This is a genomic window from Cellulomonas sp. SLBN-39, from assembly GCF_006715865.1.
Lineage (GTDB): Bacteria > Actinomycetota > Actinomycetes > Actinomycetales > Cellulomonadaceae > Cellulomonas.
This window is the reverse complement of sequence record NZ_VFOA01000001.1, coordinates 1,696,553-1,711,853: the sequence shown is the minus strand read 5'-3', so window position 1 is coordinate 1,711,853 and position 15,301 is coordinate 1,696,553. Positions and strand designations below refer to the sequence as shown.

Annotated in this window: 15 protein-coding genes; 10 read left to right on the top strand and 5 right to left on the bottom strand. The window is 75.1% G+C overall.

Annotation, left to right across the window (positions count from 1 at the left end):
• The first annotated feature begins 137 nt into the window (after window positions 1-137).
• Both FBY24_RS07850 and FBY24_RS07845 read left to right on the top strand, forming a co-directional pair.
• The gene (locus FBY24_RS07850; RefSeq protein WP_142159545.1) at window positions 138-2,606 is read left to right on the top strand and encodes a GH36-type glycosyl hydrolase domain-containing protein; all 2,469 of its coding nucleotides are present in this window, start codon (window positions 138-140) and stop codon (window positions 2,604-2,606) included.
• Between the two features lie 34 nt (window positions 2,607-2,640).
• Window positions 2,641-3,711 (top strand): aldose 1-epimerase, encoded by a 1,071-nt coding sequence (locus FBY24_RS07845; RefSeq protein ID WP_142159543.1) that lies wholly within the window; start codon window positions 2,641-2,643, stop codon window positions 3,709-3,711.
• 66 nt (window positions 3,712-3,777) lie between these two features.
• Here the strand turns inward: FBY24_RS07845 and FBY24_RS07840 are convergent, their stop codons facing one another.
• The 3 genes from FBY24_RS07840 to FBY24_RS07830 are packed head-to-tail and all read right to left on the bottom strand — an operon-like array spanning window position 3,778 to window position 5,095.
• Window positions 3,778-4,254, bottom strand: coding sequence for a hypothetical protein (locus tag FBY24_RS07840; RefSeq protein WP_142159541.1), 477 nt, complete (start codon window positions 4,252-4,254; stop codon window positions 3,778-3,780).
• On the bottom strand, window positions 4,242-4,850 hold the full coding sequence (locus FBY24_RS07835) for a hypothetical protein (RefSeq protein ID WP_142159539.1): 609 nt from the start codon (window positions 4,848-4,850) through the stop codon (window positions 4,242-4,244). The genes FBY24_RS07840 and FBY24_RS07835 overlap by 13 nt, the downstream gene beginning before the upstream one ends.
• The gene (locus tag FBY24_RS07830) at window positions 4,847-5,095 is read right to left on the bottom strand and encodes a hypothetical protein (protein WP_142159537.1); all 249 of its coding nucleotides are present in this window, start codon (window positions 5,093-5,095) and stop codon (window positions 4,847-4,849) included. The genes FBY24_RS07835 and FBY24_RS07830 overlap by 4 nt, the downstream gene beginning before the upstream one ends.
• A gap of 312 nt (window positions 5,096-5,407) precedes the next feature.
• Here FBY24_RS07830 and FBY24_RS19225 point away from each other — a divergent pair, with 312 nt between their 5' ends.
• The 4 genes from FBY24_RS19225 to FBY24_RS07810 are packed head-to-tail and all read left to right on the top strand — an operon-like array spanning window position 5,408 to window position 9,307.
• Entirely contained in the window at window positions 5,408-6,391 is a 984-nt protein-coding gene (locus FBY24_RS19225; RefSeq protein ID WP_142159534.1) for a peptidoglycan-binding protein, read from the top strand.
• A gap of 14 nt (window positions 6,392-6,405) precedes the next feature.
• Window positions 6,406-7,020, top strand: coding sequence for an ABC transporter ATP-binding protein (locus FBY24_RS07820; protein WP_222117218.1), 615 nt, complete (start codon window positions 6,406-6,408; stop codon window positions 7,018-7,020).
• The gene (locus tag FBY24_RS07815; protein WP_142159530.1) at window positions 7,017-8,126 is read left to right on the top strand and encodes a hypothetical protein; all 1,110 of its coding nucleotides are present in this window, start codon (window positions 7,017-7,019) and stop codon (window positions 8,124-8,126) included. The genes FBY24_RS07820 and FBY24_RS07815 overlap by 4 nt, the downstream gene beginning before the upstream one ends.
• A 50-nt stretch (window positions 8,127-8,176) precedes the next feature.
• Window positions 8,177-9,307 carry a GNAT family N-acetyltransferase gene (locus tag FBY24_RS07810; RefSeq protein WP_142159528.1) on the top strand — a complete coding sequence of 377 codons (1,131 nt, stop codon included), beginning with the start codon at window positions 8,177-8,179 and terminating at the stop codon, window positions 9,305-9,307.
• A 3-nt stretch (window positions 9,308-9,310) separates the two neighbouring features.
• Here FBY24_RS07810 and fes read toward each other — a convergent pair whose 3' ends face one another.
• Entirely contained in the window at window positions 9,311-10,603 is a 1,293-nt protein-coding gene (gene fes / locus FBY24_RS07805; RefSeq protein WP_160158459.1) for an enterochelin esterase, read from the bottom strand.
• 68 nt (window positions 10,604-10,671) lie between these two features.
• Between fes and fepB the strand changes: the two genes are divergently transcribed.
• The 4 genes from fepB to FBY24_RS07785 all read left to right on the top strand — a co-directional run bounded on the left by fepB (window position 10,672) and on the right by FBY24_RS07785 (window position 14,715).
• On the top strand, window positions 10,672-11,676 hold the full coding sequence (fepB, locus tag FBY24_RS07800; protein WP_142159524.1) for a Fe2+-enterobactin ABC transporter substrate-binding protein: 1,005 nt from the start codon (window positions 10,672-10,674) through the stop codon (window positions 11,674-11,676).
• Between the two features lie 143 nt (window positions 11,677-11,819).
• On the top strand, window positions 11,820-12,782 hold the full coding sequence (locus FBY24_RS07795; protein ID WP_255432289.1) for an iron ABC transporter permease: 963 nt from the start codon (window positions 11,820-11,822) through the stop codon (window positions 12,780-12,782).
• Window positions 12,779-13,867: an iron chelate uptake ABC transporter family permease subunit gene (locus tag FBY24_RS07790; protein ID WP_255432288.1), complete on the top strand. Its 1,089-nt coding sequence runs from the start codon at window positions 12,779-12,781 to the stop codon at window positions 13,865-13,867. The genes FBY24_RS07795 and FBY24_RS07790 overlap by 4 nt, the downstream gene beginning before the upstream one ends.
• Window positions 13,864-14,715 (top strand): ABC transporter ATP-binding protein, encoded by an 852-nt coding sequence (locus FBY24_RS07785; RefSeq protein WP_142159522.1) that lies wholly within the window; start codon window positions 13,864-13,866, stop codon window positions 14,713-14,715. The genes FBY24_RS07790 and FBY24_RS07785 overlap by 4 nt, the downstream gene beginning before the upstream one ends.
• On the opposite strand, the gene FBY24_RS07780 is transcribed toward FBY24_RS07785, so the two are convergent.
• The gene (locus FBY24_RS07780) at window positions 14,660-15,274 is read right to left on the bottom strand and encodes a GNAT family N-acetyltransferase (protein ID WP_370510975.1); all 615 of its coding nucleotides are present in this window, start codon (window positions 15,272-15,274) and stop codon (window positions 14,660-14,662) included. The two genes, FBY24_RS07785 and FBY24_RS07780, sit on opposite strands and share 56 nt — an antisense overlap.
• Window positions 15,275-15,301: the final 27 nt, after the last annotated feature.

The window sequence follows — 15,301 nt, the reverse complement described above, 5'->3', positions numbered from 1 at the left end:
CAACGACCACGCACCGCTCTGACGAGCACGACGACCAGGTACCGAGCAGCGTTGCCGACAGACCTGGGCGCACCTCCCGCCGGCCGGGACGACGCCCACCGCGGCCCGCTGCCCACGAGCACGGCGAGAGGCAAGCGATGCGGTTCGGGCACTTCGACGACACGGCGCGTGAGTACGTCATCACGACGCCGCACACCCCGTACCCCTGGATCAACTACCTGGGGTCGGAGCGGTTCTTCTCGCTGCTCTCCCACCAGGCCGGCGGGTACTCGTTCTACCGCGACGCCAAGATGCGTCGCCTCACGCGCTACCGCTACAACAACATCCCCGCCGACGCGGGCGGCCGGTACCTGTACGTGCACGACGAGGGCGACGTGTGGACGCCGTCGTGGCTGCCGGTCAAGGCCGACCTCGACCACTTCGAGACCCGGCACGGCCTGGGCTACTCGCGCATCACCGGCGAGCGCGGCGGGCTGCGCGTCTCGACGCTGTTCTTCGTGCCGCTCGGCGAGGACGCCGAGGTGCAGAAGGTGACCGTCACCAACACGTCCGACGCGGCCAAGACGGTCACGCTGTTCTCGTTCGTCGAGTTCTGCCTGTGGAACGCCCAGGACGACCAGACGAACTACCAGCGCAACCTCTCGATCGGCGAGGTCGAGGTCGAGCAGGACGGCCCCCACGGGTCGGCGATCTACCACAAGACCGAGTACCGCGAGCGCCGCGACCACTACGCCGTGTTCGGCGTGAGCACGCGCGCCGACGGCTTCGACACGGACCGCGACACGTTCGTCGGCCCGTACAACGGGCTCGGCGAGGCCGCGGTCCCGCGCTCGGGCGTCTCGGGCGACTCGGTCGCGTCGGGCTGGTACCCGATCGGCTCGCACTCGGTGAAGGTCACGCTGGCCCCGGGCGAGTCCCGCGAGCTGGTGTACGTGCTCGGCTACCTGGAGAACCCGCAGGACGCCAAGTGGGCGGACGACGCGCACCAGGTCGTCAACAAGGAGCGGGCGCACGCGCTGCTGGGCCGGTTCGCGACGCCCGCGCAGGCGGACGACGCGTTCGAGGCGCTGCGCACGTACTGGACGGACCTGCTCTCGACGTACTCGGTGCGCTCGGGCGACGAGAAGCTCGACCGGATGGTCAACATCTGGAACCAGTACCAGTGCATGGTCACGTTCAACATGTCCCGCTCGGCGTCGTTCTTCGAGACGGGCATCGGGCGCGGGATGGGCTTCCGCGACTCGAACCAGGACCTGCTGGGCTTCGTGCACCTGATCCCCGAGCGGGCGCGCGAGCGGATCCTCGACATCGCCGCGACGCAGTTCCCGGACGGGTCGGCGTACCACCAGTACCAGCCGCTGACCAAGCGTGGGAACAACGACATCGGCTCGGGCTTCAACGACGACCCGCTGTGGCTGATCGCGGGCACGGCGGCGTACATCAAGGAGTCGGGCGACTTCTCGATCCTCGACGAGCAGGTGCCGTTCGACAACGACGAGTCGCTGGCCGAGCCGCTGTTCGAGCACCTGACGCGCTCGTTCCGGTTCACGGTCGACCACCTCGGCCCGCACGGCCTGCCGCTGATCGGCCGCGCCGACTGGAACGACTGCCTCAACCTCAACTGCTTCTCCTCCGAGCCGGGCGAGTCGTTCCAGACCACGGAGAACCAGGCCGGCGGGGTCGCGGAGTCGGTGTTCATCGCCGCGCAGTTCGTGCTCTACGGCGCGGAGTACGCCGAGCTGGCCGAGCGGCGGGGGCTGACGGACGTCGCCGCCGAGGCGCGGGCGGCGGTCGAGGCGATGCGCGAGGCGATCCTCACGCACGCGTGGGACGGCGACTGGTTCCTGCGCGCGTACGACTTCTACGGCAACAAGATCGGCACCGACGAGCACGACGAGGGCAAGATTTGGATCGAGCCGCAGGGCTTCGCCGTGATGGCGGGCGTCGGCGTGGGCTCCGGCCCCGACGACACCGACGCACCGGCGGTCCGCGCGCTGGACTCCGTCGGCGAGATGCTCGGCACGCCGCACGGCATGGTGCTGCAGTACCCCGCCTACACGACGTACAAGATCGAGCTCGGCGAGGTCTCCACCTACCCGCCCGGGTACAAGGAGAACGGTGGCATCTTCTGCCACAACAACCCGTGGGTGATCATCGGCGAGACGGTGCTCGGCCGCGGCGACCGCGCGTTCGACTACTACAAGCGGATCACGCCCGCCTACCGCGAGGACATCTCCGACGTGCACCGGCTCGAGCCGTACGTGTACGCGCAGATGATCGCGGGCAAGCAGGCGCCGCGCGCGGGCGAGGCGAAGAACTCCTGGCTCACGGGCACGGCGGCGTGGAACTTCGTCGCCGTGTCGCAGCACCTCCTGGGCGTGCGACCCGGGTACGACGGCCTGGTCGTCGACCCGCAGATCGGCCCGGAGGTTCCCACCTTCACGGTGACGCGCGTGGCCCGCGGGGCCACGTACGAGATCTCCGTGACGAACTCGGGTGCCCGCGGTGCGCGCGGGCGCCTGGTCGTGGACGGGGCGGCGGTCGAGGGGAACGTCGTCCCGTACGCGCCGGCAGGGTCCACGGTGCGCGTCGAGGTCACGCTCTGAGCGCTCGCGCTCAGCTGACCGCAGGGGGCGAGAGATGACCACCGTAGAACCTGTCGAGATCCTGACGTCGCCGTCGCGCTCGCGCGCGGCGGCGACGTCGGGGCCGCTGGCGTCCGCGATCTCCGGGCCGCGGACGTACCCCGACGCGCCCGACGAGGGTGCGCCGCACGTGCTGACGCTGCGCTCGTCGGCGTGGGAGCTCGACGTGGTGCCCAGCAGCGGCGCCGCGCTGTCCGCGGGGCGTGTCCGCACCGCCGACGGGGTGTGGCGCGACCTGCTGCGCCCGACCCGGCGCACCGCGCTGGGCGACCCGGAGCGCTGCGCGAGCTTCCCGATGATCCCGTGGTCGAACCGCGTGCGCGACGGCGTGCTGCGCTTCGGCGGGCGGTCGTGGCAGCTGCAGCGCAACGCGGCCGACGGCACCGCCATCCACGGCGCCGTGTGCCAGGCCACGTGGGAGATCGACGACCTCGGCCCGTCGCACGTGAGCCTCGTGCACGACTCGGGCGCGTGGGTGGGCTCGAACTTCCCGTGGCGGTTCCGGGCCCGCATCACCTACGCCGTCGACGGCCCGACGATGGCGGTGACGACGACGGTCGAGAACGCGGACCGCGAGCCGTTCCCCGCGGGGTTCGGCCACCACCCGTACCTGCGCCGGGCCCTGCTGCCCGTGCAGGCTCCGGTCGCGGAGTACCCGCTGAGCGCCGGCCCGCTGCTGGAGGTCCCGGCCCGGGCCGGGTACCGGCTGCACCGGGCGATCCCCGACGGCCCGGCCGGCCGCGTGCCCGCGCGCGCGGACTTCCGCATGCCGCGGCTGCTGGGCAACGCGTTCGTCGACGACGTGCTGACCGACCTCGAGCCCGGCCGGCCGGTGCGCGTCACGTACCCCGAGGACGGCGTGGTCGTCGAGATCCAGCCCGACGAGACGTTCAGCCACCTGGTGATCTACGCACCCCGCAAGCGCTGCTACTTCGCGGTCGAGCCGGTGACGAACGTCAACGACGGCTTCGCCCTGCACGAGGCGGGCGTGCCCGGCACCGGCGTCTTCGTCCTGGAGCCGGGCGAGCAGCGCACCGGCACGTTCACGGTCACGACCCGCAGCTGACCCGACGGGCCCGCCGTGCCGCGTCCGCGGTCTCGGCGGGACCCGGGCCGCGGGAGCCGCAGTCGGTCAGGCGGGGGCGTGGTCCGGACCGACGAGGATCGCGGCGTAGTACCCGGAGCCCTCGGCCGAGCCGCGCACCGTGACCTGCCCGGCCTCGTCCACGGTGAACGCGTGGGCGACGGCGGGGTCCGGACCCTGCGCGCAGGGCACCTCGACGTCGGCGGCCGGCGGCTCGACAGGCAGATCGCCCAGCCCGAGCACGTATGCGGTCGGACCGTCGCACAGCAGCACGAGCGTGTACGCACCGGGCTGGACGTCGATCTCGAAGGAGCCCGACCCGGGTCCGGCCTCGGCGCAGTCGGTGAGGACCGTCGTCTCCGGCAGCGGCAGCGTCGCGCACCGGCTGTCGAGCGCCGCCCCGTTCTGCCCCGCGAGGTCGCCGGCCCCGACGTCGGCGAGCGTCGGGACGGAGACGGACGTCGTGCACGCCGTGAGCAGCAGCAGCGCGACCCCGGCAGCCGCACCGCGCCTCAGCCGTTCCACGTGAAGTACCCGACGTCTGTGAGGCAGTCCTTCGACTCGTCCCGGACGAGGAGGTCCTGGGAGTGCAGGACGAGCTCGTGCATCGTCGCGTCGTCGGGCACGTCGACGTCGTAGCCCCGCAGGCACTCGAGGAGCGGTGGCGCGAGCGCGGCCTCGAGGCGGTCGTTGAACGCGACGGCGTCGGGGCTGAGCGCCTGCCACGAGGTGTCGACGGCCGCGCTGTGGCGCTCGGTGCAGTCCTCCATGAGCGCACGCCCGGCGTCCGTGGCGAGGTCCGTCGCCGCCGTCGTGCCGGCGACCTGGAAGTCGAGCAGCGTGACGCCGCGGCTCTCCTTCGTGCCGTTCACGGTCACGGTGAAGCCCTGGTCACGCATGCAGGCGAACGCCCGCTGCATCGACGTCTCGTACTCGTCGTAGGTCACGACCCCGTCCGCCAGCGCGTCGAGCTGCTCCTCGTCCGCGCCCGCGGCCTCCGCCTCGGCCACGATCCCCGCGAACGCGTCGTCGACCGTCTCGGTCTCGGGCTGCGCGGGCGACCCGCACGCCGCCACGAGGGACAGCACCAGCACCACCCCCGTGGCGACGCGCTTCCTCACGAGCCGGAGTGGTTCGAGGAGGTCAGCTCGGCCGCACTCCCCGTCTGGACGGCATCGCCGGACGACGAGAACGTCCCCGTGTAGATCGTCGAGCTGATGCCCGCGGGCGAGAAGTAGTGGCCGACCCGCACGACGGAGCACCCACCCGAGGCGTCCGTCGTCCGTGCATAGTCGGACGAGTACGAGCGGTAGGCGGACACGATGCACGACGCGGCCGAGGCCGGGGCCGCGGTCGTCACTGCCATGCCCGCGGCAACGAGCAAGGCACAGCCACCTGCGAGAGTCTTCTTCATCGATCTCCCCCTGCCCTCGCGAGGCTGCCGCATCGTTGCGGGCGTCCCGCCCCCCGAGACGCGGGAACGGTAGCGCTCCCACGCTGGTGGGTCAATGAGCCCGTCGGCCCTGGCACCACGCGTGTCATGGGCGCTAGTGTCAGCCCGCTGCACGCCGATGACGGCCTGCGGATCGCGACGACAGGGGGACGGATGCGTCGACGCCGGGGCGATGACGGGTCGGCCGCACCGTGGCTCGTCCTGACCGTGCTCCTGGTGCTACCCGTGGTTGTCCTCACCGGCTGGTGGCTGGTCGCGGCCGCCGAGAACAGGACCGCCGCCGCCGCCCCTGTCGCCGCCGTGGTCGTGCCCGTGGCGCGGGAGGACGTCCGCGCGGAGGCATCGGTGTCCGTCGCGCTCGGCGAGGCCCCGGGCTTCGAGCTCACCGTGACCGGCCAGGGCACCGTCACGACGCCGCCGACGGTCGGAGCGGTGCTCGACGCAGGCGCCGAGGTCCTCCGGGTCGACGACCGGCCGATCCGCGCCATGGTGGCGGACGCCCCGTTGTGGCGCGCGTTGTCCGCCGGCGACACAGGACCGGACGTCGTCCGCCTGCAGGAGCACCTGGCGACCCTCGGGTACTACGACGGTGCGCCCGACGGCACGTTCGGCGCCGGCCTGCGCCGGGCCGTGGAGAAGTTCAACACCGATGCCGGGCTGGGCCGCCGGGTGCCGGCGTTCGATCCCGCGACGGTCGTGTGGGTCGGGCCGGACCCGCTCACGGTGCACGAGGTCCTGACGACCGCAGGCGCGTCGACCGCGCCGGGCACGGCGGTCGCCCGCGGACCGGCCCGGCCGGACGCGGTCACCGTCACGGAGCCGCAGGGCGGCGTCGCGGGGCTCGGTGACTTCACCGGCGGCGCAACCCTGGCCGTCGCCGACGTCGAGGTGCCCTACGTGCCGGGGTCCGGCGCCGTCGAGTCCGCAGCGGACGTCGCCGCGGTGAGCGAAGCGCTGGCACCCGGCACCGAGGGTGTCGCCCGGGTGAGCGCTGTCGAGGCCCGCCCGGTCGCCGTGGTCCCGGCGTCCGCGCTCGTGCAGGGCGCGGACGGCACGGTCTGCCTGTACGGGTCGCCCGACGCGCGACCCGTCGCGGTGACGCCTGTCGGCGGAGGCGTCGGGTCCGCGCAGCTGCCGTCCGACCTCGAGCTCGACGAGGTGCTCACCAACCCGGGACGCGTCGACCTGGCACACCCGTGCGGCTCGTAGCCTCCGAGGTCACGGTGCGTTACCCGCGTGCGCGCCAGGACGTGCTCACCGGCGCGAGCCTGCACGTGGACCACGGCAGGACGGTGGCCATCCTCGGCCCGTCGGGCTCGGGGAAGTCCACGCTGCTGTCGGTCCTCGGCGGTCTCGTGCGCCCGACGTCCGGGACCGTCCGCGTCGAGGACGAGGGCGACGGCGCCCCGCGCCCGGTCCGTGACGTGACGTCGTGGGTGCTCCAGACCGTCAACGTGCTGCCGGAGCGGAGCGCCCTGGACAACGTGGCGGTGGGCGCGCTCACGCGCGGCCTGGACGGCGCTGCCGCACGCGCCGAGGCCGCCGCACGGCTGAACGCCGTCGGCCTCGGCGACCGCGCCGGCGAGAAGGTCCGGCTGCTCTCCGGCGGCGAGCTCCAGCGCGTGGTCATCGCACGGGCCCTGGCAACCGCACGTCCGTTCGTGCTCGCCGACGAACCCACCGGGCAGCTCGACCGTGCGACGTCCGACACGGTGCTCGACGCGCTGCTGACCGGGACGGGAGGCGCAGGCATGGTCATCGTCACCCACGACCCGGAGGTCGCCGAGCGCTGCGACCGGACGGTGCGGATCGAGAACGGTGTCGTGGTGCCCGCATGAGCCGCAGGACGGGCGCCTGGCGGGCCCGCGCGTCCTTCGCCGAGGGTGCGACGAACCTGCGCGAGAGCGGCGTGCTCGGCGCCGTCCTCGTGGGCCTGGCCGCAGTTCTCGTGGCAGCCGGCCTGCTGGTGGACGTCCGGGCCGCGCACGCGGTCGTCGAGGCGGAGTCCGGCTACCTCGCGGCAGGTGGCGACCTGCTGGTCGCCCAGGCGGGCGACGACGGGAGCATCGACGCCGCGCGGTGCGTCGCCGTCGCCGGCACCACCGGGGTCCGGGCGAGCGCCGCCGTGACCGTCGCGCCCGGCGCTGCGGGCATCGTCGGACGCCCTGCGGCGGAGCAGACCGTGGTGACGGCGACCGACGGCGTGCTCGACGTGCTCGACCTGCCCGCACCGAGGCCGGACGGCGTCGTCGTGGCTGCCGGGCTGGCCGACCGGTGGGAGTGGGCCGCGGGTTCGCACCTGCAGCTCGTGCCGCGCGAGTCGACCGCCGGGCTCCCCACCGGCGTGCTCACGGTCGAGGCCGTGGCCGATCTCGCCCGCCTGTCCGAGGGAGCCTCGACCGGCGTCCTCGTCCTGGCGGCACCGATCGGCGACGCACAGGCCTGCTTCGTCCGGATCGACCCGCAGTACCGCGACGACCTGAGGGCCGCGCTGCCCGCGGTGCTGGGCGAGACGGCGGCCGGCCCGGTCTCGGTCTCCGACCGGCTGCCGGCGGGCGCGCTCGCGCAGGACCCGGCCTCCGCGTACGACCATCGCGTGACCCGCTGGGTCGGCGGAGCCGTCGGAGCGGTCGTCGGGCTGGTGTGGGCGGTCGTGGCGTGGACCCGCCGCGGCCGAGCGGCGCTCTACGCCTCGCTCGGGGTGCCGTGGGCCGGCGGTGTGCTCGTGCGCTGGGTCGAGGGGCTCGGGATCGCCCTCCTCGGGACGGTGTGGGGCACGAGCCTGGCGGCGACGACGGCGGTGACGGCACTCGGGGTGCCCGCGCCGCTCGCCGTGGACCTGGCGGTCCGCGGCGGCGCCCTGGCGTTCGCCGTCGCCTCGCTCGTCGTCGTGGCGGCCGGTCTGTGGCAGCCCCCGACGCTGGCGAGCCTCAAGGACCGTTGACGTCGCAAATCCCCGCGACGTCGGGCGGGCAGGGGGCCAGAGTGGTGCAGGTGACACCGATCGACGCAAGCACCGCCCGGCCGTGGACCGTCCGCCCCGCTCCCCCGGTCCCCGACGCCCTCGACCACCCCGACGTGTGGGCCTACGCCGGCCTGACGGAGGTGTCGCGGCGCGCGACCGCCGCCGTGTGGGGGTGGACCGACACGTGGGCGCCGCTCGCCGTGCGGCTGCCGATGCTGCGCCCGTCGCCGTACGGCGAGACCGCCGTCTGGGTCGCGGTCGAGGGTGACGGCCGGTCCGCCGACGACGTCGTGGGGTACGCCAGCGTGCACCTGCCGCTGACCGCCAACGAGACCACGGCGGTCCACGGCGTGGTCGTGGACCCGCGGCACGAGGGTCGCGGCATCGGCGCGGCGCTCCTCGCGCGGGTGCACGAGCACGCCGCGGCGCACGGCCGCACGGTGCTGCAGGCGTTCTCCCCGCACGCGCCCGAGCCGCCCGCGGGCCCCGACGCGCTCGAGCCACCCACCGGCTCGGGGCGGGTGCCGCGGCACGACCGCGCCGTGCGGCTCGCGCACCGGCACGGGTACGCCCTCGAGCAGGTCGCGCGCGCGTCCGTGCTGGAGCTGCCGGGCGACACCGCCCGGCTGGCGCGCCTGCGCGACGAGGCCCGCGCCCGCGCCGGCGCGGAGTACCGCACGCACACGTGGCTCGACGACCTGCCCGCGGGCCGCCTCGACGACCTGGCCGTGCTGTGGACGCGCATGAGCACCGACACCCCGCACGGTGCCGTCGAGCAGGCCGAGGACCCGTGGGACGCCGTCCGGGTGCGCGAGCACCTGGACCGCCTGCGCGCCAGCCACCAGCACGTGCTCATGACCGTGGCGGAGCACGTCGCGTCGGGGCGTCTCGTCGCGTTCTCGTGGTTGCAGGTGCCGACGGCGCCGGTGCCGTTCGCGTTCCAGGAGGACACGCTGGTGCTGCGCGAGCACCGCGGCCACGCGCTGGGCATGCTGGTCAAGACGGTGAACCTCGACGCGTTCACCGCGATGCGCCCCGACGCGCTGCGCATCCACACGTGGAACGCGCAGGAGAACGCGCACATGCTGGCGATCAACGTGGCGATGGGCTTCCGCCCGTCGGGCGTCTCCGCCGTCTGGCAGCGCACCGCACCCGCCTGAGCGTCAGCCCAGCGCCTGGACCAGCGCGGCGGGCAGGTGCCGGTGCCACCACGCCCAGTCGTGCCCGCCGGGCACCTCCAGCGCGTCGACGTGCTCCCCGCGGGCCCGGACGAGCGCCACGAGCTCGTGGTTCGCCTCCGTCAGGTCGCCCTCGTAGGCGCCGACCTGCACGACGGTGCGGACGTCGCGCGGCGGCGCGGTGCGCAGCCAGGCGGCCGTGGCGCGACCCGCGGGGTCCTCGAGGTCCGGCCACCAGAAGGAGCCGGACTGGCTGACCGAGGCGCCGAACCGGTCGGGACGGTGCGCGACGAGCCGGAACGCGGCGAGGCCGCCGTACGACTGGCCGGCCACCGCCGTGCGGGCGGGGTCGTCGACGAGCCGGAGGCCCCGCCCCGCGAGCACGGGCGCGACCACGCGCGGCAGCAGGTCGTCGGCGAGCAGGTCGAGGTAGGCGTCGCCGCCGGCGAGGTCCGCGGCGCGGCGGTCGGGGTCGACGGAGTCGACGAGCACGGCGACGGTCGGCGGGACGTCGCCGCGGACGTGCAGCGCGTCGAGGTGGGGGGCGAGCGGGACGCGCTCGGCCCACATCCGGCCGTCGAAGAGGACGACGGCGCCGACGTCGTGGGCGTCGCCGGGCGGCAGGTGCAGCCACACGGGCTGCGCGACGCCGTCCGGGCGGTCCCAGACGAGCGCGACCGTGCGCTCGTGGCGGTCGGGGACGCCGGGCGGGTCGACGAGACGGGTGCCGCCCCGGCCCGGCAGGTCGACGACGCTGCGGACGGCCCCCCGGGAGTCGACGAGGTGCTCGCCGGGGTGGAGCGGGTCGGGCCGGGCGGCGGCGAGGACGGACAGCCACCAGGTGCGGGCGGTGTCCGTGTCGCGCGCCGCGGGCGAGACCAGCGGTGCGTCGGTCGGGACGAAGGCGTAGGACGCGACGTACCCGGGCGGGACCCCGAAGGCGCCGACGTGCACATCGGTGCCGGGCACGTGGTGCAGGGTGCCGGCGGCGAGGTAGGAGCGGTCGGTGAGCCCGTTGAGGTCGGCGTAGACGTGCGCGTGCTCGGCGTCGCGGTGGACGAGGACGACGGTCGGGACGCCGTCGGGCGGTCCGTCGTCGCGAGGCAGGCCGGCGGGGAACCAGCGGGGTGCGCCGAGGGCGCGGACGGCGTCCCACCAGGCGGCGGAGCCGATCACGCCCGGGGCGAGGGCGCGGGCGGCACGGGTGTCGGCGTCGGGGCGCCGACCGGTGCCGGGCGGGAGGTCGAGGCGGGACGAACGACCGGGTCGAGGAGGCACCAGGATAGGTTAGCCTCACCTTCGTTCCGACCCGGGCGACCGGGTCCCCGACCACTCGAAGGACGCCCATGCAGCGCTCTCACCTGCGGATCGGCGCACTCGCGACGATCACGGCCCTGACGCTCGCCGCGTGCACAGCAGGCGCCACCGGTGACACGACGGGAGCGGACGCGACCGCCCCCGCGGCCGCGTCCGACGGCACCTGGCCCCGCACGATCACGCACGAGCTCGGCGAGACGGTCGTGGAGGCGGAGCCGCTGCGGATCGTGTCCACGTCCGTCACGCTCACCGGCATCCTGCTGTCGATCGACGCGCCCGTCGTGGCGTCGGCAGCGACGACGCCGGCCGAGACCAACCAGAACACCGGCTTCTTCGACTGGTGGGCCGACATCGCCGTCGATCGCGGGGTCGAGGTCCTGTACCAGAACATCGAGTACGACGAGGAGGCCGTGATCGCGGCCGAGCCCGACCTCATCCTCGTCTCGACGACGGGCGCCGACGCGACCGCCGACCAGTACGACGCGCTGTCCGCCATCGCACCCACCGTCGCCGTCGACTACTCCGCCGCCACCTGGCAGGACGTCGCGCTCGAGCTCGGCGAGGCCACGGGCCTCGAGGAGCAGGCCGAGGCGACCGTCGCCGAGTTCGACGCGCGCGTGGCCGAGGTCGCCGACGCGATCACCGTGCCCGAGGGGACGACCAACGCGGTCGTGTTCTACGGCGACGGCACCGACACGGCCTTCGCCAAGCCGGAGGGGTCGCACGGCACGCTGCTGGCCTCGCTCGGTTTCGACGTCGTCGGTGCCGACGAGGCCCTCGACACCGCAGAGCAGGCGCGCACCGACTTCGCGTTCGTGTCGCTGGAGAACACGGTCCAGGCGCTGACCGCCGAGACGGTGTTCCTCGTCAACGGCAGCACGGCCGAGAAGGAGGCGCTGCTGGCCGAGCCCGTGCTGGCCAACGCCCCGGCGGTGGTGTCCGGGCAGGTGCACCCGCTCGGGCCGAACTCGTTCCGGATCGACTACTACTCCGCGTCGGAGATCGTCGACACCGTCGAGGAGCTGTTCTCCTGACCGAGGCACGCACCGCCGCCCCGCGCACCGCACCTGCCCGGGGCGCGGGGCGCGTCCGCGCACCGGGGGCACCCGGACGCCGCGGCGGCACGGGACGCCCGACGCTGCGCGGCGCCGGGCTGGCCGGCGCGCTCGTCGCACTGGTGCTGCTCGCGCTGCTCAGCCTCGCGGTCGGCTCGCACCCCGTGCCGCTCGGCACCGCGTGGCACGCGGTCGTCGCGTTCGACCCCGCCGACGACGGGCAGCTCGTCGTGCGGACGCTGCGGGTGCCCCGCACGGCGCTGGCGGTGCTCGTGGGCGCCGCGCTCGGCACCGCGGGCGCGCTGGTGCAGGCCCTGACCCGCAACCCCCTCGCCGAGCCGGGACTGCTCGGCGTGAACGCCGGCGCCGCCGCGGCCGTCGTCACCGCGATCCTCACGCTCGGCGTCTCGACCCCGCTCGGCCGGCTGCCGTTCGCGCTCGCCGGCAGCGCCGCCGCGGCAGCCCTCGTGCTCGCGCTGGGCGGCGGGCTGCGCGGCGGCGGGCCCGGCGGCGGCAGCCGTGTCCAGCTCGTCCTCGCGGGCACCGCGATCAGCGTCGTCCTGGCCGCGTACACGTCGACCGTCACGATCAACGAGCCCGACGTCTTCGACGTGTTCCGCCTCTGGGTCGTCGGCTCCCTGCAGGGACGTGGCACGGACGTGCTGCTCGTGACCGCGCCCCTGGTGCTGGCGGGCCTGCTGCTGGCGCTGGGCGTCGCCGGGTCGCTGGACGCGCTCGCGCTCGGCGCCGACACCGGGGCCGCGCTCGGCGCGTCCGTGCGTCGGACCTGGGTGCTGACCGCCGTGGCCGTGGTCGTCCTGTCCGCCGCAGCGACGGCCGCGGCCGGACCGATCGCGTTCGTCGGGCTCGCCGCGCCGCACGCCGCCAGGACGCTCACCGGGCCCGCCCACCGCCGGCTGCTGCCCGCGTCAGCGCTGCTGGGGGCGTGCACGCTGCTCGCCGCCGACGTCGTGGGCCGCGTCGTGGCCGTGCCGTCGGAGGTGCAGGCGGGGATCGTCGCGGCGCTCGTCGGCGCCCCCGTCTTCGTGCACCTCGTGCGCAACCGTCGGGTGGCGGGCCTGTGAGCGGCACCGCGCCACGGGCCGCGGACGCGCCCGTGCACGACCCGGTCCCGCTCCCCGGTCGCGTGCTCCGCGCGGGCGGGTCGTCCGTGCGCTGGCACCCGCGCACCTGGGCCGTCTGCGCCGCCCTGCTCGCCGCCGCCGCTGCCCTCGCCGTGATCGCGATGGGCGACGGCACGATCGCGCTCACCCCCGCCCAGGTGCTCGGCGCCCTCACGGGGGCCGCCGAGGACCGGACGGTCGAGCGGGTCGTGCTCGGCATCCGCCTGCCGCGCCTGGTCACCGGCCTGGGCGTCGGCGCGGCGCTCGGCGTCGCCGGGGCGCTGTTCCAGTCGCTGTCCCGCAACGCCCTCGGCTCCCCCGACCTCATCGGCCTGACCACGGGTGCCGCCACCGGGGCCGTGCTGCAGATCGTGCTCGGCGGCGGCACGTCCGGGCCGCTCGCCGTGGGTGCTGCGGCCGTGCTCGGCGGCACCGCCACCGCCGTCGTCGTGCAGGCGCTCGCCCGCACCGGGCGCTCCGGCGGCGGGTACCGGATGGTGCTGGTCGGCATCGGCGTCGGCGCGTTCCTCCAGGCCGTCTCGTCCGTGCTGCTCACCCGCGCCGAGCTCGACCAGGCGCTCGAGGCGGAGATCTGGCTGCAGGGCAGCCTCGCGGGCCGGTCGTGGCAGCAGGCCGTGCCCGTGCTCGTGGTGCTCGCCGTCGTCCTGCCCCTGCTCCCCGCGGTGCGCCGCGACGCGGACGTGCTGGAGATGGGCGACGAGACCGCCGCGCAGCTCGGCGTCGTCGCCGCACGCGCCCGCCGCACCCAGGTCGTGCTCGGCGTCGCGCTCACCGCCGTCGCCACGGCGGCGGCCGGTCCCGTCGCGTTCGTCGCGCTCGCCGCACCCCAGCTGGTCCGCCGGCTCACCGGCGCCACGGGGGCGCACCTCGGCCCGTCCGCCTGCCTCGGCGCCGCGCTGCTGCTCGCCGCCGACCTCCTCTCCCGGCACCTGCCGTTCGCGTGGTCGGTGCCCGTGGGCCTGGCGACGGCGCTGCTCGGCGGCCTGTACCTGGTCTGGCTCCTGTCCCGGAAGGACCCCCGATGACCTCCCGCCTGCGCGCCGAGCGCGTGACCCTGCGGTACGACGAGCGCGTCGTGGCCAGCGACCTGACCGTGCACGTGCCCGACGACTCCTTCACGGTCGTCGTCGGCCCCAACGCCTGCGGCAAGTCCACCCTGCTGCGCGCCCTGGCCCGGCTGCTGCGCGCGGCCGGCGGCGAGGTGTACCTCGACGACGCGCCGATCCGTTCGCGCCCGGCCAAGGAGACGTCCCGCCGGCTCGCGATGCTCCCCCAGGCGCCGACCGCGCCCGACGGCATCACCGTCGTCGACCTCGTCGCCCGCGGCCGCTTCCCCCACCAGGGCCTGCTGCGGCAGTGGTCGGTGCAGGACGAGGAGGCCGTGCGGCGCGCGATGTCCGCGACCGGCGTCACCGACCTCGCCGACCGGCCGGCGGGCGAGCTGTCCGGCGGGCAGCGCCAACGCGTCTGGCTCGCGATGGTCCTCGCGCAGGACACCGGCATCCTGCTGCTCGACGAGCCGACGACGTTCCTCGACGTCGCCCACCAGATCGAGGTCCTCGACCTGTGCCGCGACCTGCACGAGGACCAGGGCCGCACCGTCGTCGCCGTGCTCCACGACCTCAACCACGCCGCCCGCTACGCCACGCACCTGGTCGCGATGCGGGACGGCCGGGTCGTCGCGGAGGGCCCGCCGCACGAGGTCGTCACCGCCGAGCGCGTCGAGGAGGTCTTCGGCCTGCCCTGCCGGGTCGTCGAGGACCCCGTGACGGGCGCACCGCTGGTCCTGCCCCTCGACAGACGCCGCACCCGCACCGTCAGCGCAGCGGCAGGACCATCCGGCGCCCCCACGGGTACGCCGTCTCGGTGGTGAACCCCAGCCGCTCGTAGAACGCGATCGCCGAGGCGTTGGCCGCCGAGACGCCCAGGTGCAGCCCGGGCACGCCGCGCTCGCGCAGCGCGTCCGCGAGCGCCCCGATCAGCCGGCGTCCCCAGCCCTGCCCCTGCAGGTGCGGCAGCAGGTCGACGTGCAGGTGCGCGGGGAACCCCTCCGGCGGCACGACGCGCTCCCAGGCGTGCACGCGCTCGACGAGCACGTGGTCCTGCGTCCCGTCGTCGGGGTCGCCGACCCGCGGGTGCGCGGCCCGCAGCGGCGGCCACCAGCGCTCCTCCAGCCAGTCGTCGAAGCGGGCGGTGTCGGCCGTGCCGACGACGTACCCGCCCACCCCCTGCTCGTCGACCACGACGAACGTCAGCCCCGGGTCCGCCACCGGGTACGGCCCGGCGTACAGGTGACCCAGCAGCTCGGGCTGCCGGTACAGGCCGGTCGCGTCGCCCCCGGCGTCGCCGGTGCGCAGGCACACCCGGTACATCCCCGCCAGGTCGGACGGGTGGAACGGGCGCAGGACGGCGGGTGCGACGTCGGTGGGCACCCCCCGAGCCTGCCACCGGCACGGCCG

What these genes read in the sequence shown, in the direction of transcription:
- FBY24_RS07850 (WP_142159545.1), top strand. Translation starts at nt 138, where the DNA reads ATGCGGTTCGGGCACTTCGACGACACGGCGCGTGAGTACGTCATCACG.
- FBY24_RS07815 (WP_142159530.1), top strand. Translation starts at nt 7,017, where the DNA reads ATGAGCCGCAGGACGGGCGCCTGGCGGGCCCGCGCGTCCTTCGCCGAG.
- FBY24_RS07785 (WP_142159522.1), top strand. Translation starts at nt 13,864, where the DNA reads ATGACCTCCCGCCTGCGCGCCGAGCGCGTGACCCTGCGGTACGACGAG.
- FBY24_RS07830 (WP_142159537.1), bottom strand. Translation starts at nt 5,095, where the DNA reads ATGGCAGTGACGACCGCGGCCCCGGCCTCGGCCGCGTCGTGCATCGTG.
- FBY24_RS07845 (WP_142159543.1), top strand. Translation starts at nt 2,641, where the DNA reads ATGACCACCGTAGAACCTGTCGAGATCCTGACGTCGCCGTCGCGCTCG.
- fepB (WP_142159524.1), top strand. Translation starts at nt 10,672, where the DNA reads ATGCAGCGCTCTCACCTGCGGATCGGCGCACTCGCGACGATCACGGCC.